Origin of the sequence: Streptomyces sp. NPDC006339 (genome assembly GCF_040612775.1) — a bacterium.
Taxonomy (GTDB): Bacteria; Actinomycetota; Actinomycetes; order Streptomycetales; family Streptomycetaceae; genus Streptomyces.
Genome location: NZ_JBEXQW010000004.1, coordinates 17,964 through 35,907, shown reverse-complemented (window position 1 = coordinate 35,907; position 17,944 = coordinate 17,964). Strand labels below are relative to the sequence as shown.

Sequence of the window (17,944 nt, the reverse complement as noted above, 5' to 3'; positions counted from 1 at the left end):
TCCCGTGGCCGGATTCGTCCCCCGAAGCGGACCGCCGCCCGGGCGCCGAGCCCGCGAGGACCCCACCGGGCCGCCCCCGCAGCGGATTTCACCGGGCGAGCGCGGGCCGGGCCCGGTCGGCGTCACCCTCCCTCGGAACGCGAACCACGTGCGCGCGGGAACACGCCCTCCGTCAGGCGGCGTTCGTGGACCCTCACGATCCGGCACGGCGGCAGGCCGACCGGCGAGCGGCCGCTGTCGGGGGCGTCGGGGGTGTGACGTCGGGAGTGTGACGGTGAGGGCGCCTTGTCGGAAGGTGCCAAAGCTTGCTGACAAGTCGTCTCGCATACTTGTCGGTAACGACGTCTAGCCGTGCCCCGCCCCTCGCCCCTACCGTCGTCGGCATGCCGAACCTGCCCGATGTCGTGCTCTGGTCCATACCGGCGTTCGTCCTGCTCACCGTCCTGGAGATGGTCAGCTACCGGATCCACCCGGACGAGGACGCCGCCGGGTACGAGGCGAAGGACGCCGCCACCAGCATCGGGATGGGGCTGGGGAGTCTCGTCTTCGACGCGTTGTGGAAGATTCCCGTCGTCGCGATCTACACCGCCGTCTACGAGCTGACGCCGCTGCGGGTGCCCGTGCTGTGGTGGACGATCCCGCTCATGCTGCTCGCCCAGGACTTCTGCTACTACTGGCAGCACCGCGGGCACCACGTCGTCCGGATTCTGTGGGCCTGTCACGTCGTGCACCACAGCAGTCGGAAGTTCAACCTCACCACCGCGCTCCGGCAGCCCTGGACCAGCCTCACCTCGTGGCCGTTCTACCTGCCGATGATCGCCCTCGGGGTGCACCCCGCCGCCGTGGCGTTCTGCTACTCGGTCAACCTCGTCTACCAGTTCTGGATCCACACCGAGCGGGTCGGGAAGCTGCCGCGGCCCTTCGAGTTCCTGCTCAACACGCCCTCGCACCACCGCGTGCACCACGCCTCCCAGGGCGGCTATCTGGACCGCAACTTCGGCGGCATCCTCATCGTCTGGGACCGGATGTTCGGCTCCTTCGTGCCCGAGACCGACAAGCCCGTCTACGGGCTCACCAAGAACATCGAGACCTACAACCCGCTGCGCGTCGCCACCCACGAGTACGCCGCCATCGCCCGCGACCTGAAGGCCGCGCGCACCTGGCGCGAGCGCGGCGGGCGGTTGTTCCGCGGGCCCGGCTGGCAGCCCGGCCCCGACCGGCCCAAGGGCCCGCAGGGCGGCACCGCGCCGGAGCCCGCCGCGTGAGCCGGCCCGTCACCGCCCCCCGGACGCCCGAGGCGCCTCCCGCCTCCCCCGTCTCCCGCGCGCTGCTCGCCGCCTTCCTCCTCGCCGCCGCCGTCGACCTGGTCTCCCTCCTCGCCGGCGCCGACCTCGGGCACCGGATCGCCAAGCCGCTCCTGATGCCGCTGCTCGCCGCGTACGCCGCCACCCGCGGCGGCCCCCGGCTGCTCACCGCCGCGCTGCTGTTCGGCTGGGGCGGCGACGTCTTCCTGCTCCTCGACGCCGACTGGGCCTTCCTCGTCGGCATGGGCTCCTTCGCCGCCGGACACGTCTGCTACCTCGCCCTCTTCGGCCGGCGGCGCACCTCCCCGGCCCTCGGCGCGCTCTACGTCCTCGCCCTCGCCGGCACCGTGACCGCCCTCTGGCCCGACCTGCCCGCCGACCTGCGCGTCCCCGTGGCCGGCTACTCCCTGCTGCTCACCGCCATGGCCTACCGGGCGAGCTCCCTCGGCGCCGTCGCGGGCGCGGGCGGCGCGCTGTTCCTGCTCTCCGACACCCTCATCGCCACCGGCGTCGCCGACTGGCCGCAGCCGCCCGTCCCCGACTTCTGGGTCATGCTCACCTACATCGCGGCGCAGTGCCTGCTCACCGAGGGAGCACTGCGCGCGCGGTACGGTGAACGCCGTACGACCGGCTGACAGCGAGGACCCATGCGCGCCACCACCATCCACGCCCCCTTCGACATGCGGGTGGAGGACGTGCCCGACCCGGTGGTGCGGGACGCCACGGACGTCGTCGTCCGCGTGGTCCGGGCCTGCATCTGCGGCAGCGACCTGTGGGCCTACCGCGGCGAGTCCGCCCGTACGCCCGGCCAGCGCATCGGCCACGAGTTCCTCGGGATCGTCGAGGAGGCCGGCGCGGACGTGCGCGGCTTCCGGCCCGGCGACCTCGTCGTCGCCCCCTTCGTCTGGTCCGACGGCACCTGCGACTACTGCGCCGAGGGCCTCCAGACCTCCTGCCCCAACGGCGGCTTCTGGGGCTCCGTCGGCTCCGACGGCGGCCAGGGCGAGGCCGTCCGGGTCCCCTTCGCCGACGGCACCCTCGTGAAGCTGCCCGCCGAAGCGGCCTCCGACGACCGCCTGCTGACCGCCCTGCTGGCCCTCTCCGACGTCATGGGCACCGGCCACCACGCCGCCCTCGGCGCCGGCGTGCGCAAGGGCTCCACCGTCGCCGTCGTCGGGGACGGCGCCGTCGGCCTCTGCGGCGTGCTCGCGGCGCGCAGGCTCGGCGCCGAGCGGATCATCGCGCTGGGCCGTCACACCGCCCGTACCGACATCGCCCGCGCCTTCGGCGCCACCGACGTCGTCGCCGAGCGCGGCGAGGCCGCCGAGGCCGCCGTCCGCGAACTCACCGGCGGCCAGGGCGCCCACGCCGTCATCGAGGCCGTCGGCACCGAGCAGTCCATGCGCACCGCCGTCGCCGTCACCCGCGACGGCGGCTCCATCGGCTACGTCGGCGTCCCGCACGGCAGCGGCACCGGCCTGGACCTCTCCGTCATGTTCGACCGCAACATCGCCCTGCGCGGCGGCGTGGCGCCCGTCCGCGCCTACATCCCCGAGCTCCTCCCGGACATCCTCGACGGCACCATCGACCCGTCCCCGGTCTTCGACCTCACCGTCGGCCTCGACGGAGTCCCCAATGGCTACCGGGCCATGGACGAGCGCACCGCCCTCAAGGTCCTCGTCAGGCCGTGAGCCACGCGGGCTCGTCCCCGCCCTGACGGCCCGGCGGACGCGACCAGTCCGCCGGGCCGCCCTCGTACGCCACCGGCGACAGCGCGTACCGCAGCCGCCCCAGCGGACCGTCCGACTCCGCCAGGTACCGCTCCGGCTCGTAGCGGGGAAGCCCGTGGGTCAGGAAGTGGCCCGTCTGGGCGAGCGCCAGCCGTACGAGCCGGGTGCCGCCGTCCCGGTCCTGCTCGGTCAGCGAGCGCAGCACCGCCGCCGCCAGCAGATATCCGGTGCCGTGGTCCAGGGCCTGGGCCGGCAGCACGCCGGGCTGCTCCGCGGAGCCCTCGGTCACCGCGATCCCGGTCGCCGCCTGGACCAGGCTGTCGAAGCCGCGGCGTCCGCCCCAGGGGCCGTAGTCGCCCCAGGCCGACAGCCGGGCGGTCACCAGGCCGGGCCGGTGCAGGTCGTAGCGGTCAAGGGCGCCGGGACGGTAACCGGTCACCAGGACGTCCGCCGCGTCGAGGAGTTCACCGAAGGTCCGCCGGTCCGAGGGGCGGTCCAGATCCAGGGCCGCCGTCCGCTTCCCGATGTCGGCGTCCGCGTGCTGGTCCGGCAGCTCGGGGTTGTCCGGCGGATCGATCCGCAGCACGTCCGCGCCGAGCAGCGCCAGCGTCCGGGTGGCCACCGGCCCGGCGATGACCCGGGTGAGGTCGAGCACCCGCAGCGGACCCGTACGCCGTCCCGTACGCCTCGGCGGCGCCTCGTCCAGCCGCTCCCTCGTCAGCAGCGGCCGCGCGGCCACCTCCCGGCCCTGCGGGTGCGCGGCCCACTGCTCCGGGCCGCGTACGGCCACGGCCAGGCCGCCGGCCTCGTACACCGCGGTCTCCACCTCGACGGCCGTCCGCCCGCCGATCGCTGCCGCCACCGCGTCCGCCGAAGCGGTCGTCCCCAGCGCCCTGAGCAGCGCCTCCTCGTGGTGCGGATAGTTGGCGTGGGTGCGGACCCAGCCGTCCGACGCCCGCCAGAACCGGGACAACGGGGCGAAGTTCACCGGCGCCCGCCCGTTCACCCGCAGGTGACGCTCGCTCACGAAGGCCGTCGCGACCGCCCCGTCGTCCACCCGCACCCGCCCCGGCAGCCCCGCCCGTTCGACCGCCGCCAGCGAGCAGACCGCGACGGTGGCGCGGGCCAGGTCCATCACCGGCAGCCGCGCCTCCAGGAGCCCCGACGGCCCGCCGTACTCGACCCGGTCGACCAGGGCGGGATCGCCGCCGAGGGCCGACCACAGCGACTCCGTACCGGTACGCACTGTGTTGTCCATGGGAGAACTATGAACCGCCCGTGGCACCGAGTGCCACGGGCGGTTCACCTGCGAACGGAGGCGGTTACTTGCGGACCGCGTCCAGCGCGTCCACCAGGCCGGCCCCGTAGAAGCCGTTCTTGTTCACGTCGCCCTCGCACACCGCGTCGACGGTGCCGTTGCCGTCGATGTCGTACGGGTTGGTGCATGCGCGGTCGTCGGCCTGCGCGTACAGCAGGGCCTTCAGAGCCGCCGGGCTCGCGTGCGGGTGGGTCGACTTCAGCAGCGCGAGGACGCCCGCCGCGTGCGGCGCGGCCATCGACGTGCCGGCCTTGTAGTTGAAGCCGCCGTTGACCGTGGTCGACAGGATGCGGCCGTTGACCGCCGGGGCGTCCGGGGTCTGGTACTCGGTGCGGTCACCGCCCGGCGCGGCGATGTCGATGACGCCGAGACCGTAGTTGGAGTACGACGCCTTCAGGTCCTTGGCGCCGGTCGAGGAGACCGTCACCACGCCCGGAATCATCGCCGGGTAGTCGAGGCAGACCTTCGGGTCGATGACCCGGTCGACCTCGGTGCTGTCGTTCGGGCTGCTCTTGTCCAGGATGGAGTCGGCCGCCAGGTCGAACTTGGAGTTGCCGGCCGCGGCCACGTTGACCGTGCCCTTCTTCTCCGCGTAGCGGGTCGCCCGGGTGACCGCCTCGAGGAGGGCCTTCTGGTCCTCGTCGTTCTTGCAGGCGAACATCCACGGGTCGGTGTAGTAGCTGTTGTTGGTGATGTCGATGCCGTTCTCGGCCGCCCACATGAAGCCGCAGACCACGGCCTCGGTGTAGAAGAAGCCGCTCGGCGTCGACACCTTGATGCCGGCGAGCTTCACGCCCGGCGCGACACCGGTGATGCCGGTGCCGTTCTTCGCGGCGGCGATGGTGCCGGCCACGTGGGTGCCGTGGTCGCTCTCGCCCGCGCCCGGACGCCACGAGCCGGGCGTCGTGTCGGCCTTGCCGCTGACACAGTTGACGGAGGCGGCGGCGTCGAAGTTCGGCGCCAGGTCCGGGTGGGTGTCGTCCACGCCGGTGTCGATGACGCCGACGGTGACGCGCTTGCTGCCGAGGGTCTTCGCGTGCGCCTTGTCGGCCTTGATCGCCGGCAGGTCCCACTGCAGGGGCTCCAGCGCGTCCTGCTCGCCCGTGGCGGCGGCCGCGGCGGCCTTGGCCTCGGCCGGGGTCAGCGCCTGCGTGTCCTCGCCGACGGAGGTGTCGGTCGCGGCGGCCAGCGGAGCCGTACGGGTCGCACCGGCCGACACCACGCCGGGCGCCTGGCGGATCGTCCGCGCGAACTCGGGGTTCTGCGAGTGGACGACGATCACACCGATCCGGTCGTAGGACACGACCACTTCACCGCCGGCGGCGGCTATCGCCTTCTTCACCGACGCGGCCGTCCAGCGGCCGTGGTCGACGTTCACGACGTACGACAGCTTCGGGCCGTTCGTGGCGACGGCGGCCGTCGAGAGGTCGCTCAACTCCGCGGCGGAGGCGGCGCCCGAGGGCAGGAAGCCGAGCGAGGCCGTGAGCGCGAGGCCGACGGGCAGAGCGAGTGCTCGGCCGCGCCTCGATCCCAGATGAGCCATGGGTTCTCCACATCATCCGTATGTACTGCCCAGACGCGGATGTGCGCGTGGGCAGGTGCATGACGAGGGAAGCTATCGCCGATCTTGCCCGGTCATCAATGGTGCGGACGTACTTGATGAAGATCCGGCGAAGAAAAAACATCCGGTTGAACCGCTTCGCCCCCCGCTCCGTGCCGTTGAGCAGGGGAGGGGCTCCGTCCGGAACCCCGCTGCCCACCCCAGCGAGGCCCCCTTGTCCATGCCCACCGCACCCGCGTCACGAGGAGAATCCGTGGCTACCGACGCACCTCCGCCGCCCCGAGACGGCACGGAACCCGCCGCCCCCGCACAGCCCACGACGGAGGAGTTCGTCGAGGTGCAGGAGAGCGCCGAGTTCGGCGAACTGCGCCGCACCTACCGCTCCTTCGCCTTCCCCCTGACGGTCGCCTTCATCGCCTGGTACCTGCTGTACGTGCTGCTCTCCAACTACGCGGGCGACTTCATGGGCACCAAGCTCTTCGGCAACGTCAACGTGGCCCTCGTCCTCGGCCTCGGCCAGTTCGCGACCACCTTCCTCATCGCCTGGCTGTACTCGCGGCACGCGGCCGACCGCCTCGACCCGAAGGCCGAGGCCATCAAGCAGCACATGGAGTCCCGTACGGAGGCCGACGCATGAGCGACACCCTTCTCCTCGCGGCGGGCAACGCGACCAGCGAGCACCGCCCGCTGATCATCAGCCTCTTCGCCGCCTTCGTCGTCGCCACCCTCGCCATCACCGTCTGGGCCGGCCGCCAGACCAAGAGCGCCGCCGACTTCTACGCCGGCGGACGGCAGTTCACCGGCTTCCAGAACGGCCTGGCCATCTCCGGCGACTACATGTCCGCCGCGTCCTTCCTCGGCATCGCCGGCGCCATCGCCCTCTTCGGCTACGACGGCTTCCTCTACTCCATCGGCTTCCTCGTCGCCTGGCTGGTCGCCCTCCTCCTGGTCGCCGAACCGCTGCGCAACTCCGGCCGCTTCACCATGGGCGACGTCCTCGCCTACCGGATGCGCCAGCGGCCCGTCCGCACCGCCGCCGGCACCTCCACCATCGTCGTGTCGATCTTCTACCTGCTCGCGCAGATGGCCGGCGCCGGCGTCCTCGTCTCGCTGCTGCTCGGCATCACCAGCGACGGCGGGAAGGTCGCCATCGTCGCCCTCGTCGGCGTCCTGATGATCGTGTACGTGACGATCGGCGGCATGAAGGGCACCACCTGGGTGCAGATGGTCAAGGCCGTCCTGCTCATCGCGGGCACGCTCCTGATCACCTTCCTCATCCTGCTGAAGTTCGGCTTCAACCTCTCCGAGCTGCTGGGCGCGGCCGCCACCAACAGCGGCAAGGGCCAGGCGTTCCTGGAGCCCGGCCTCAAGTACGGCGTCAGCGGCGTCTCCAAGCTCGACTTCCTGTCGCTCGGCATCGCGCTCGTCCTCGGCACGGCCGGCCTGCCGCACATCCTCATCCGCTTCTACACGGTGCCGACCGCCAAGGCCGCCCGTAAGTCCGTCAACTGGGCCATCGGCATCATCGGCGCCTTCTACCTGATGACGATCGTCCTCGGCTTCGGCGCCGCGGCCCTGCTCAAGAACAGCGACATCATCGCCTCCAACAAGGCCGGCAACACCGCGGCCCCGCTCGCCGCCCTGGAGATCGGCGGCGGCGCGGACTCGACCGGCGGCGCCATCCTGCTCGCCGTCATCTCCGCCGTCGCCTTCGCGACCATCCTCGCCGTCGTCGCCGGCCTCACCCTGGCCTCGTCCTCGTCCTTCGCGCACGACATCTACGCCAACGTCATCCGGCGCGGACAGGCCACCGAGAAGGAGGAGGTGCGGGCCGCCCGCTGGGCCACCGTCCTCATCGGCGTCGTCTCGATCGCCCTCGGCGCCCTCGCCCGCGACCTCAACGTCGCCGGCCTGGTCGCCCTCGCCTTCGCCGTCGCCGCCTCCGCCAACCTGCCGACGATCCTCTACAGCCTCTTCTGGAAGCGGTTCACCACCCAGGGAGCGCTCTGGTCGATCTACGGCGGACTGGTCTCCGCGGTCGTCCTCGTGCTCTTCTCGCCCGTCGTCTCCGGCAAGCCGACCTCCATGTTCAAGAGCGTCGACTTCTACTGGTTCCCGCTGGAGAACCCCGGCCTGGTCTCCATCCCGCTCGGCTTCCTGCTCGGCTGGCTCGGCTCGATCCTCTCCAAGGAGGAGCCGGACAAGGGCAAGTACGCGGAACTGGAGGTCAAGTCCCTCACCGGTGTCGGAGCGCACTGAGTCGTATACGTTCCGCTGCGGGCCGACGGCCGCGTCGTATGGTTCTACGACGCGGCCGTCCCGGTCCTCGTGACAATCGGCCCGTGCCCGATGTCCGAGGGCTCACGTAGGCTCGTACACAAGCGAACCGGAAGAAGGGGAGGGGGCCCAGTGCTCATCGACACCTACGGCCGAGTGGCCACCGACCTGCGGGTCTCCCTGACCGACCGGTGCAATCTGCGCTGTACGTACTGCATGCCGGAAGAGGGCCTGCAGTGGCTGGCCAAGCCCGACCTGCTCACCGACGACGAGATCGTCCGGCTGATACGGATCGCGGTCACCGACCTCGGCGTCACCGAGGTCCGCTTCACCGGCGGCGAGCCCCTGCTCCGCCCCGGCCTCGTCGGGATCGTCGAGCGCTGCGCCGCCCTGGAGCCCCGCCCCCGCATGTCGCTGACCACCAACGGCATCGGACTCAAGCGCACCGCCGGCGCCCTGAAGGCGGCCGGCCTCGACCGGGTCAACGTCTCCCTCGACACCCTGCGCCCCGAGGTCTTCAAGACCCTCACCCGCCGCGACCGCCACCAGGACGTCCTCGACGGCATGGCCGCCGCCCGCGACGCCGGCCTCACCCCCGTCAAGGTCAACGCCGTCCTGATGCCCGGGCTCAACGCGGACGAGGCCCCCGACCTCCTCGCCTGGGCGATCGAGCAGGACTACGAGCTCCGCTTCATCGAGCAGATGCCGCTCGACGCCCAGCACGGCTGGAAGCGCGACGGCATGATCACCGCCGGGGACATCCTGGAGTCCCTGCGCACCCGCTTCACCCTGACCCCCGAGGGCTCCGAGGAGCGCGGCTCGGCCCCCGCCGAGCGCTGGGTCGTCGACGGCGGCCCGCACACGGTCGGCGTCATCGCCTCCGTCACCCGCCCCTTCTGCCGGGCCTGCGACCGCACCCGGCTCACCGCCGACGGCCAGGTCCGCACCTGCCTCTTCGCCACCGAGGAGACCGACCTGCGGGCGGCGCTCCGCTCGGACGCCCCGGACGCGGCGATCGCCGACCTCTGGAAGAAGGCCATGTGGGGCAAGAAGGCCGGCTCGGGCCTCGACGACCCCAGCTTCCTCCAGCCCGACCGCCCGATGTCGGCGATCGGCGGCTGAGCCCCGGCCGCTCGGGCCGGGTCACCATCCGGTCAGGCCGGGTCCCAGTCGGTCAGCAGGACGACGTCCTTCAGGAAACCCCGTACGCCCAGGAACTGGGAGAGGTGCTCGCGGTGCTCCTCGCACGCGAGCCACGTCTTGCGCCGCTCCGGCGTGTGGAGCTTGGGGTTGTTCCAGGCGAGCACCCACACGGCGTCGGCCCGGCACCCCTTGGCGGAACAGATCGGCTTCTCTTCGCTCACTGGACCCTGGATCACCTGATCATTGTCCAGCAAGGGCGATGCCGGGCAGCCACGGGGGGAGCTGCCCGGCATCGGTCCGTCGCTCCGACGGGGGATGCGGAGCGCGTAGGCAGTATGTCACGGCGCATGGGGTGCGGTGCACCGGAACTTCATGATTGATCTGAGCATTTCTTGAGCTTCGCGCTCACCGAACGTGATCGGTCCGGCCGTACGCACCGTAGGTGGGTTCCGCTACGGCTTCCGCGCCCGGATCGAGCGCGGGCCGCACCGGAGCCGGGACGAAGGTGGAGGGAAGGGACGGCGCGCTCTCCCGGCCCGCGTTGGCGATCACCACCGCGATGTACGGGAGTACCGCGCCGAGCACCAGGGCCACCACCGCCACCGGCCGCTGCACGTTCCACAGCGAGGCCGCGGCGATCACCGCGAGGGTGCGCACCGACATCGACACCACGTACCGGCGCTGCCGGCCCCGGACGTCGTCGGCGAGCCCCTGCCGGGCCCCGGTGATCCGGAAGACCTCGGTTCCGCCATGCTTCCGCATCACATTCCACCGCCCACGCGCCGTGCCGGACCCTCCCCGGTCCGGACCTGATTCCACGGTACGCCCGCCGTCCCGGGCGGACGAGACCGGGGCACGTCTGGAGCCGTCCGACATGCGCGGTATGCCCGATCGGTCGAGACTGGGCACACATGCGCACAAGGAGGCGACGATGAGTTGGTTGTGGGCGATCATTGTGGGCCTGGTCCTGGGCCTGCTCGCCAAGGCGATCCTCCCCGGCAAGCAGCAGATCCCGCTGTGGCTGACGACCGTGTTCGGCATTCTGGGCAGCGTGCTCGGCAACGCGGTCGCGACCTGGATCGGGGTCAACGACACCAAGGGAATCGACTGGACCCGTCATCTGCTCCAGCTCATCGGCGCCGTCGCCGTGGTGGGAGTCGGGGACATGCTGTGGGCCTCGATGAAGGGCAACCGCAGACGGGCCTGACTCCCGGGGCCTGACCCCCGGGGCCCGGCCCCGCGGACACCGGCGAGGCCCCGGCCCCGCCCGTCGGCACGACGGAGGCCCGGTACGGCGCAGCGCGCGCGTACCGGGCCTCCGCCCGTGTCCGTACGGGGTCAGCCGGCGACGACCTCGATCGCCGCCAGGTTCTTCTTGCCTCGGCGCAGCACCAGCCAGCGCCCGTGCAGCAGCTCGTCCGCCGACACCTCGGCGTCCTCGGCCGTCACCTTCACGTTGTTCACGTAGGCGCCGCCCTCCTTCACCGTGCGGCGGGCCGCCGACTTGCTCGGCGCGAGACCGACCTCGGCGAACAGGTCCACCACCTGGCCCAGCTCCGTCACGCGCGCGTGCGGCAGCTCGGACAGGGCGGCGGCCAGCGTCGCCTCGTCCAGGTCGCCCAGCTCGCCCTGGCCGAACAGCGCCTTGGAGGCGTCGATCACCGCCCGGCACTGCTCGGCGCCGTGCACCAGCGTGGTGAGCTCCTCGGCGAGCGCCCGCTGCGCCGTACGGGCCTGCGGCCGCTCGGCCGTCAGCCGCTCCAGCTCCTCCAGCTCCTCGCGGGACTTGAAGGACAGGATCCGCATGTAGGTGGAGATGTCCCGGTCGTCCACGTTCAGCCAGAACTGGTAGAACGCGTACGGCGTGGTCATCTCCGGGTCCAGCCAGACGGCGCCGCTCTCGGTCTTGCCGAACTTGGTGCCGTCGGCCTTCACCATCAGCGGCGTCGCCAGCGCGTGGACCTGCGCCTCCGGCTCCAGCTTGTGGATCAGGTCCAGGCCCGCCACCAGGTTGCCCCACTGGTCGGAGCCGCCCTGCTGCAGCGTGCAGCCGTAGCGCCGGTACAGCTCCAGGAAGTCCATGCCCTGGAGGAGCTGGTAGCTGAACTCGGTGTAGCTGATGCCCTGCTCGGACTCCAGGCGCCGGGCCACGGAGTCCTTGGTCAGCATCTTGTTGACCCGGAAGTGCTTGCCGATGTCCCGCAGGAACTCGATCGCCGACATGCCGGCGGTCCAGTCCAGGTTGTTCACCATGACCGCCGCGTTCTCCCCCTCGAAGGAGAGGAACGGCTCGATCTGCGAGCGCAGCCGGTTCACCCAGTTCGCGACCGTCTCCGGGTCGTTCAGGGTGCGCTCGGCGGTCGGCCGCGGGTCACCGATCTGGCCGGTGGCCCCGCCGACCAGCGCCAGCGGCCGGTGCCCGGCCTGCTGGAGCCGGCGGACGGTGAGGACCTGGACCAGGTGGCCGACGTGGAGACTGGCCGCGGTCGGGTCGAAACCGCAATAGAACGTGACGGGACCGTCCGCGAGCGCCTTGCGCAGGGCCTCTTCGTCGGTGGACTGGGCGAAGAGCCCGCGCCACTTCAGCTCGTCGACGATGTCCGTCACGATCTTCGGTCTCCTTGATTGATGGTCGTCACGCCACCCCCAGTCTATGGGGGTCAGACGCCCTTGCTGACCGAGCTCATGTTGAAGTCCGGCACCCGCAGGGCGGGCATCGCGGCCCGGGTGAACCAGTCGCTCCACTCGCGCGGCAGCGTCTTCTCCGTCCGGCCCGCCTCGGTGGCCCGCGACAGCAGGTCGACCGGCGACTCGTTGAACCGGAAGTTGTTCACCTCGCCGACCACCTCGCCGTTCTCGACGAGGTAGACGCCGTCCCGGGTCAGCCCGGTGAGCAGCAGCGTCGCCGGGTCGACCTCGCGGATGTACCAGAGGCAGGTCAGCAGCAGACCGCGCTCGGTGGCGGAGACCATCTCCTCCAGCGACCGCTCGCCGCCGCCGTCCAGGATCAGGTTCCCCGCCCCCGGGGCCACCGGCAGCTTCGTGAGCCCCGCGGAGTGCCGGGTGGTGATCAGATGCTCCAGCCGGCCGTCCCGCACCCAGTCCACGGGGGAGATCGGCAGACCGTTGTCGAAGGCCGAGGAGTCGTCGCCGGAGGAGTGGGCGATCACGAACGGCGCCGACTCCAGGCCCGGCTCGTTCGGGTCGCTGCGCAGGGTCAGCGGCAGCGGCGAGAGGGTCTCGCCGATCCGGGTGCCGCCGCCGGGCTTGGAGAAGACCGTGCGGCCCTCCACGGCGTCCCGGGCCACCGAGGACCAGAGCTGGTAGATCAGCAGGTCGGCCACGGCGGTCGGCGGCAGCAGCGTCTCGTAGCGCCCGGCCGGCAGCTCGATCCGCCGCTCCGCCCAGTTGAGCCGGGTGGCGAGCTCGCCGTCCAGCGCGGTCGGGTCGACGTCCTTGAAGTCCCGCGTCGCCCGCCCGGCCCACGCGCTGCGGGCGCGGTCCGGCGACTTGGCGTTGAGCTCCAGGGTGCCGTTGGGCTGGTCGTGCCGCAGCCGCAGCCCCGTGGACGTGCCCAGGTAGGTCGACGTGAGCTGGTGGTGGGCGAAGCCGTACAGCTCGCGGCCGCCGGCCCGGGCCCGCGCGAACGCCTCGCCAAGCGCGGGCGCGAAGGCGTCGAAGACGGCGGAGGTGGTCTCGGCCGGCGCGTCGGTGAAGTCCGGCGACGCGGGCACGCCCTCGACCAGCGGCTGGGCGTCCTCGGCGGGCCCGGCCGCCCGCGCGGCCTCCTCGGCGGCCCGGACCAGCGGCTCCAGGTCCTCGGCGGTCACGGCGGACCGGGACACCACACCGGAGGCGGTGCCCTCGGCACCGTCCACGGTGGCGATCACGGTCAGCGTACGGCCACGCGTGACCCCGTTGGTGGTCAGCGCGTTCCCGGCCCAGCGCAGATTCGCCGAGGACTCCTCGTCGGCGATGACGACACACCCGTCCGCGCGGGACAGCTCCAGCGCCCGCTCGACGATCTCGTACGGCTTGCTGACGCGGCTCATCGACCGGCCTCCTGCGTCGTGTTGAGGATGTTCACACCCCGGAACAGGGCGGACGGGCAGCCGTGGGAGACCGCGGCGACCTGGCCCGGCTGGGCCTTGCCGCAGTTGAACGCGCCGCCCAGGACGTACGTCTGGGGGCCGCCCACCTGCTCCATGGAGCCCCAGAAGTCCGTCGTCGTCGCCTGGTACGCCACGTCCCGGAGCTGGCCCGCGAGCCGGCCGTTCTCGATGCGGAAGAAGCGCTGGCCGGTGAACTGGAAGTTGTAGCGCTGCATGTCGATGGACCACGAGCGGTCGCCGACCACGTAGATGCCCCGTTCCACGCCGCCGATCAGGTCCTCCGTGGACAGACCGCCCGGATCGGGCTGGAGCGACACGTTCGCCATCCGCTGCACCGGCACATGGCCGGGGGAGTCGGCGAAGGCGCAGCCGTTGGAGCGGCCGAGCCCGGTCAGCTTCGCGATCCGGCGGTCCAACTGGTAGCCGACCAGCGTGCCGTCCTTCACCAGGTCCCAGGACTGCGCCTCGACGCCCTCGTCGTCGTAACCGATGGTCGCGAGCCCGTGCTCGGCGGTCCGGTCACCCGTCACGTTCATGATCGAGGAGCCGTAGGCCAGCCTGCCCAGTTGGTCGAAGGTGGCGAACGAGGTGCCCGCGTACGCCGCCTCGTAGCCGAGCGCCCGGTCCAGCTCGGTCGCGTGGCCGATCGACTCGTGGATCGTCAGCCACAGGTTGGACGGGTCCACGACCAGGTCGTAGCGCCCGGCCTCGACGCTCGGCGCCCGCATCTTCTCGGCGAGCAGCTCCGGGATCTCCTCCAGCTCCTTGTCCCAGTCCCAGCCGGTGCCCGTCAGGTACTCCCAGCCCCGCCCGACCGGCGGCGCGATCGTCCGCATCGAGTCGAACTCGCCGGTCGACCCGTCCACGGCGACCGCCGTGAGCTGCGGGTGCAGCCGGACCCGCTGCTGGGTGGTGACGGTGCCGGCCGTGTCCGCGTAGAACTTGTTCTCGAAGACGGTGAGCAGCGAGGCGTCCACGTGGGCCACGCCGTCGGCCCGCAGCAGCCGCGCGCTCCAGTCGGCGAGCAGCCCGCTCTTCTCCTCGGGGGAGATGGTGAAGGGATCGATCTCGTACGAGGAGATCCACACCTTGTCGGCGTGCACCGGCTCCTCCGCGAGCTCCACACGCTCGTCGGACCCGGCCGCCGCGATCACCTTCGCCGACAGCTTCGCCATCGCCACCGCCTGTGAGGCGACCCGCGCGGCCGCGTCCATGGTCATGTCCACCCCGGACGCGAACCCCCACGCCCCGCCGTGCACCACCCGCACCGCGTAGCCGAGGTCCGTGATGTCCGAGGAACCCGAGGGCTTGGCGTCGCGCAGCCGCCACGAGGCGCTGCGCACCCGCTCCAGGCGGAAGTCGGCGTGTTCGGCGCCGAGCGCCCGCGCCCGCGCGAGCGCCGCGTCGGCCAGCGCCCGCAACGGAAGCTGGGTGAAGGCTTCGTCGAGGGAATGGGTCCCAGATTGCACAGCTTGTCTCCTGTCGTGTGAGACCGGTCGCCCCTGATCATGTCGTGCTTTCGGCCGCGACGCCCAGACCTTTCTGTAGGGACCCGACAGTGACACCAGGAAGCCACTGTCAGGGCCCGATTCTCCGTATTGCGGAAGCGACCGATAGGTTTTCGGCATACCAGACCGCTATCGAAAGGGTGATCCGTTGAGCCGCTCGGTTCTCGTCACCGGAGGAAACCGGGGCATCGGCCTCGCCATCGCCCGCGCGTTCGCCGAGGCGGGCGACAAGGTCGCGTTCACGTACCGGTCCGGCGAGCCGCCGGCCGCCCTGACCGACCTGGGCTGCCTGGCCGTCAAGTGCGACATCACCGACGCCGAGCAGGTGGAGCAGGCGTACAAGGAGATCGAGGAGAAGCACGGTCCGGTCGAGGTCCTCGTGGCCAACGCCGGCGTGACGAAGGACCAGCTCCTGATGCGCATGTCCGAGGAGGACTTCACGTCCGTCCTCGACACCAACCTCACCGGCACCTTCCGGGTCGTCAAGCGTGCCAACCGCGGCATGCTGCGCGCCAAGAAGGGCCGGGTCGTGCTGATCTCCTCGGTCGTCGGTCTGCTCGGCTCGGCGGGCCAGGCGAACTACGCCGCCTCGAAGGCCGGACTGGTCGGTTTCGCGCGGTCGCTGGCCCGTGAGCTCGGCTCGCGCAACATCACCTTCAACGTCGTCGCGCCCGGTTTCGTCGCCACCGACATGACCGCGGTGCTCACCGACGAGCAGCGCGCCGGCATCGTGTCCCAGGTGCCGCTGGGCCGCTACGCGCAGCCCGAGGAGATCGCCGCCACGGTGAAGTTCCTCGCCTCGGACGACGCCTCGTACATCACTGGAGCCGTCATCCCGGTTGACGGCGGATTGGGCATGGGTCACTGATCACATGAGCGGAATTCTCGAGGGCAAGCGCATCCTGATCACCGGTGTGCTGATGGAGTCCTCCATCGCCTTCCACGCCGCGAAGCTGGCCCAGGAGCAGGGCGCGGAGATCATCCTCACCGCCTGGCCCCGGCCGACGCTGACCGAGCGCATCGCCAAGAAGCTGCCGCAGCCCGACAAGGTGAAGGTCCTGGAGCTCGACGTCTCCAACGACGAGCACCTGGCGCGCCTGGAGGGCCAGGTGCGCGAGCACCTCGGCGACCGTCTGGACGGCGTCGTGCACTCCATCGGCTTCGCCCCGCAGGACGCGCTCGGCGGCAACTTCCTGAACACGCCGTTCGAGTCGGTCGCCACCGCCATGCACGTCTCGGCCTTCTCCCTGAAGTCCCTGACGATGGCGCTGCTGCCGCTGATGAGCGAGGGCGGCTCGGTCGTCGGCCTCACCTTCGACGCGAAGTTCGCCTGGCCGCAGTACGACTGGATGGGCCCGGCCAAGGCGGCCCTGGAGGCCACCAGCCGCTACATGGCCCGCGACCTCGGCAAGCAGAACATCCGCTGCAACCTGGTCTCGGCCGGCCCGCTCGGTTCGATGGCCGCCAAGTCCATCCCCGGTTTCTCCGAGCTGGCCAGCGTGTGGGACAGCCGCTCCCCGCTGGAGTGGGACCTGTCCGACCCGGAGCCGGCGGGCCGCGCCATCGTCGCCCTGCTCTCCGACTGGTTCCCGAAGACGACGGGCGAGATCGTCCACGTGGACGGCGGTCTGCACGCGATCGGCGCCTGACGCCGAGCGCACGCCGTACGTGAAGGGGCCGGGGCCCGCCGATGAGGCGGGACCCGGCCCTTCGCGATTCCGCAACCCGGGGCCCGAGTCGAAAAGTGGGCCGAACCACCCCAGACTGGGTCAGAGCACGATGTTCAGGGCGTGACGTTCCGGCTACTGCTCGGGGAGGAGGTACGGACATGCGCGCACTCCACCGCGGTACCGCCGCCTTCGCCACGGCCGTCGCCCTCTTCACCGGGATGGCCGTCGCGGCCGAGGTCCGCGCCGCCCCCGCCCCCGTGGACGAAGCCGTCGGCCGGCCCGCCGCCGAGCAGCCCGAGAACTTCGGCGCCTCCTGCCACACCGTCGTCGAGGGCTCCCAGGTCACGGCGTACTGCCGCAACCCCTATCCCGACACCGACCGGGTCCGGCTGCACGTCGAATGCGCCCGCTGGTGGGACCTCGACACCGACAGCGCCCCCGTCGTGGTCCTCCCGGCCGACCACGCCCAGGTGACCGGCCGCTGCTGGAAGGAGGTCCGCGCGGCCTGGACCACCCACGAGCCGGCGGGCCGGAACTAGGCCGTCGTGGCGCTCCGGACCCCTGGGCTCGGCTCCGACTCGGGCTCCGCTTCCGGCTCCGCGCCGCTCCTGAGGCACAGGAACGGATAGCTCGCCGCCTCCGCCGCCGCCCGCTCCGCGTCGCCCGCGCGGATCGCCTCCACCAGGCGCGCGTGGTCCATGTGATTCTCCGGCCGCAGCTCCCGGCCCACGTCCTCGCGCAGCCACTCCCGCAGCACATGCCCCAGGTCCGCGTACAGCTCGGTCAGCACCTCGTTGTGCGAGGCGACCACCACGGCGTGGTGGAAGGCGGCGTCCACGGTGACGAACTCCTCCGCGTCGCCCGACGCCCACACCTCCTCGCGCTTGAGGAGCAGGGCGTCCAGTTGCCTGAGGTCCCGGTCCGTACGCCGCCGCGCCGCCAGCCGCGCCGCCGAGGACTCCAGGGTGGAGCGCAGCTCCGCGATATGGCGGGGGTCCGAGCCGGCGAACCTGCGGTGCATCACCCCGGCCAGCTCGCTCGTCGCCACCACATAGGTGCCCGAGCCCTGCCGGATGTCGAGCAGCCCGTTGTGCGCCAGCGCGCGGACCGCCTCCCGCACGGTGTTGCGGGCGACGCCGAGCTGCTCGACGAGCTCCGGCTCCGTCGGGATCCGCGATCCCACCGGCCACTCGCCGGAGGTGATCTGGTTCCGCAGCTCGGCGATCACCTGATCGGAGAGCCCGGTCCGCCGGGGATGGCCGAGCGCCATGCTGCACCTACCGTTTCGTCGAGAAGAGTGGCGAGGGTGGTCCGGAATTCG

18 protein-coding genes are annotated in these 17,944 nt (G+C 71.6%); 10 read left to right on the top strand and 8 right to left on the bottom strand.

The features are described 5' to 3' along the window. Nucleotides 1–383 precede the first annotated feature (383 nt). The 3 genes from ABZ135_RS04160 to ABZ135_RS04150 are packed head-to-tail and all read left to right on the top strand — an operon-like array spanning nt 384 to nt 2,995. On the top strand, nt 384–1,265 hold the full coding sequence (locus tag ABZ135_RS04160; protein ID WP_356691559.1) for a sterol desaturase family protein: 882 nt from the start codon (nt 384–386) through the stop codon (nt 1,263–1,265). Continuing rightward, the gene (locus tag ABZ135_RS04155) at nt 1,262–1,939 is read left to right on the top strand and encodes a lysoplasmalogenase (protein WP_356691557.1); all 678 of its coding nucleotides are present in this window, start codon (nt 1,262–1,264) and stop codon (nt 1,937–1,939) included. Before ABZ135_RS04160 ends, ABZ135_RS04155 begins: the two co-directional genes overlap by 4 nt. Before the next feature lie 12 nt (nt 1,940–1,951). Then, complete coding sequence (locus tag ABZ135_RS04150; RefSeq protein ID WP_356691555.1) at nt 1,952–2,995, top strand: zinc-dependent alcohol dehydrogenase family protein; 1,044 nt, start codon at nt 1,952–1,954, stop codon at nt 2,993–2,995. On the opposite strand, the gene ABZ135_RS04145 is transcribed toward ABZ135_RS04150, so the two are convergent. After that, nucleotides 2,985–4,292, bottom strand: coding sequence for a CoA transferase (locus ABZ135_RS04145; RefSeq protein WP_356691553.1), 1,308 nt, complete (start codon nt 4,290–4,292; stop codon nt 2,985–2,987). The two genes, ABZ135_RS04150 and ABZ135_RS04145, sit on opposite strands and share 11 nt — an antisense overlap. 64 nt (nt 4,293–4,356) lie before the next feature. Beyond that, nucleotides 4,357–5,895, bottom strand: a complete 1,539-nt coding sequence (locus ABZ135_RS04140) for a S8 family serine peptidase (protein WP_356691551.1) — start codon at nt 5,893–5,895, stop codon at nt 4,357–4,359. A 271-nt stretch (nt 5,896–6,166) separates the two neighbouring features. On the opposite strand from ABZ135_RS04140, the gene ABZ135_RS04135 reads away from it, so the two are divergent. From ABZ135_RS04135 to moaA, 3 genes are all read left to right on the top strand, one after another. Beyond that, nucleotides 6,167–6,550: a DUF485 domain-containing protein gene (locus tag ABZ135_RS04135; protein WP_356691549.1), complete on the top strand. Its 384-nt coding sequence runs from the start codon at nt 6,167–6,169 to the stop codon at nt 6,548–6,550. Further along, a complete protein-coding gene (locus ABZ135_RS04130) occupies nt 6,547–8,172 on the top strand; it encodes a cation acetate symporter (protein WP_356691547.1) in 1,626 nt (541 codons plus the stop codon). The genes ABZ135_RS04135 and ABZ135_RS04130 overlap by 4 nt, the downstream gene beginning before the upstream one ends. A gap of 150 nt (nt 8,173–8,322) precedes the next feature. Further along, nucleotides 8,323–9,312 carry a GTP 3',8-cyclase MoaA gene (gene moaA, locus ABZ135_RS04125; protein ID WP_356691545.1) on the top strand — a complete coding sequence of 330 codons (990 nt, stop codon included), beginning with the start codon at nt 8,323–8,325 and terminating at the stop codon, nt 9,310–9,312. A gap of 32 nt (nt 9,313–9,344) precedes the next feature. Here the strand turns inward: moaA and ABZ135_RS04120 are convergent, their stop codons facing one another. Continuing rightward, the gene (locus ABZ135_RS04120) at nt 9,345–9,554 is read right to left on the bottom strand and encodes a hypothetical protein (protein ID WP_356691899.1); all 210 of its coding nucleotides are present in this window, start codon (nt 9,552–9,554) and stop codon (nt 9,345–9,347) included. A 184-nt stretch (nt 9,555–9,738) separates the two neighbouring features. After that, complete coding sequence (locus ABZ135_RS04115; protein ID WP_356691543.1) at nt 9,739–10,095, bottom strand: DUF3099 domain-containing protein; 357 nt, start codon at nt 10,093–10,095, stop codon at nt 9,739–9,741. 169 nt (nt 10,096–10,264) lie between these two features. On the opposite strand from ABZ135_RS04115, the gene ABZ135_RS04110 reads away from it, so the two are divergent. Next, complete coding sequence (locus ABZ135_RS04110; RefSeq protein ID WP_356691541.1) at nt 10,265–10,540, top strand: GlsB/YeaQ/YmgE family stress response membrane protein; 276 nt, start codon at nt 10,265–10,267, stop codon at nt 10,538–10,540. A gap of 131 nt (nt 10,541–10,671) precedes the next feature. Here the strand turns inward: ABZ135_RS04110 and tyrS are convergent, their stop codons facing one another. Genes tyrS through ABZ135_RS04095 form a run of 3 tightly spaced genes read right to left on the bottom strand, consistent with a single transcriptional unit; the run spans nt 10,672 to nt 14,914 of the window. Next, nucleotides 10,672–11,940 carry a tyrosine--tRNA ligase gene (tyrS, locus tag ABZ135_RS04105; RefSeq protein ID WP_356691539.1) on the bottom strand — a complete coding sequence of 423 codons (1,269 nt, stop codon included), beginning with the start codon at nt 11,938–11,940 and terminating at the stop codon, nt 10,672–10,674. Between the two features lie 53 nt (nt 11,941–11,993). Next, nucleotides 11,994–13,385: a metallopeptidase TldD-related protein gene (locus tag ABZ135_RS04100; RefSeq protein ID WP_356691537.1), complete on the bottom strand. Its 1,392-nt coding sequence runs from the start codon at nt 13,383–13,385 to the stop codon at nt 11,994–11,996. After that, a complete protein-coding gene (locus tag ABZ135_RS04095; RefSeq protein ID WP_356691535.1) occupies nt 13,382–14,914 on the bottom strand; it encodes a TldD/PmbA family protein in 1,533 nt (510 codons plus the stop codon). Before ABZ135_RS04095 ends, ABZ135_RS04100 begins: the two co-directional genes overlap by 4 nt. Before the next feature lie 187 nt (nt 14,915–15,101). Here ABZ135_RS04095 and fabG point away from each other — a divergent pair, with 187 nt between their 5' ends. From fabG to ABZ135_RS04080, 3 genes are all read left to right on the top strand, one after another. Continuing rightward, nucleotides 15,102–15,821 (top strand): 3-oxoacyl-[acyl-carrier-protein] reductase, encoded by a 720-nt coding sequence (fabG, locus tag ABZ135_RS04090; RefSeq protein ID WP_352078729.1) that lies wholly within the window; start codon nt 15,102–15,104, stop codon nt 15,819–15,821. A gap of 4 nt (nt 15,822–15,825) precedes the next feature. Further along, nucleotides 15,826–16,602: an enoyl-ACP reductase FabI gene (fabI, locus tag ABZ135_RS04085; RefSeq protein WP_356691533.1), complete on the top strand. Its 777-nt coding sequence runs from the start codon at nt 15,826–15,828 to the stop codon at nt 16,600–16,602. 179 nt (nt 16,603–16,781) lie between these two features. After that, nucleotides 16,782–17,162: a hypothetical protein gene (locus ABZ135_RS04080; RefSeq protein WP_356691531.1), complete on the top strand. Its 381-nt coding sequence runs from the start codon at nt 16,782–16,784 to the stop codon at nt 17,160–17,162. On the opposite strand, the gene ABZ135_RS04075 is transcribed toward ABZ135_RS04080, so the two are convergent. After that, nucleotides 17,159–17,893 carry a FadR/GntR family transcriptional regulator gene (locus tag ABZ135_RS04075; RefSeq protein WP_356691529.1) on the bottom strand — a complete coding sequence of 245 codons (735 nt, stop codon included), beginning with the start codon at nt 17,891–17,893 and terminating at the stop codon, nt 17,159–17,161. The two genes, ABZ135_RS04080 and ABZ135_RS04075, sit on opposite strands and share 4 nt — an antisense overlap. Between the last annotated feature and the right edge of the window lie 51 nt (nt 17,894–17,944).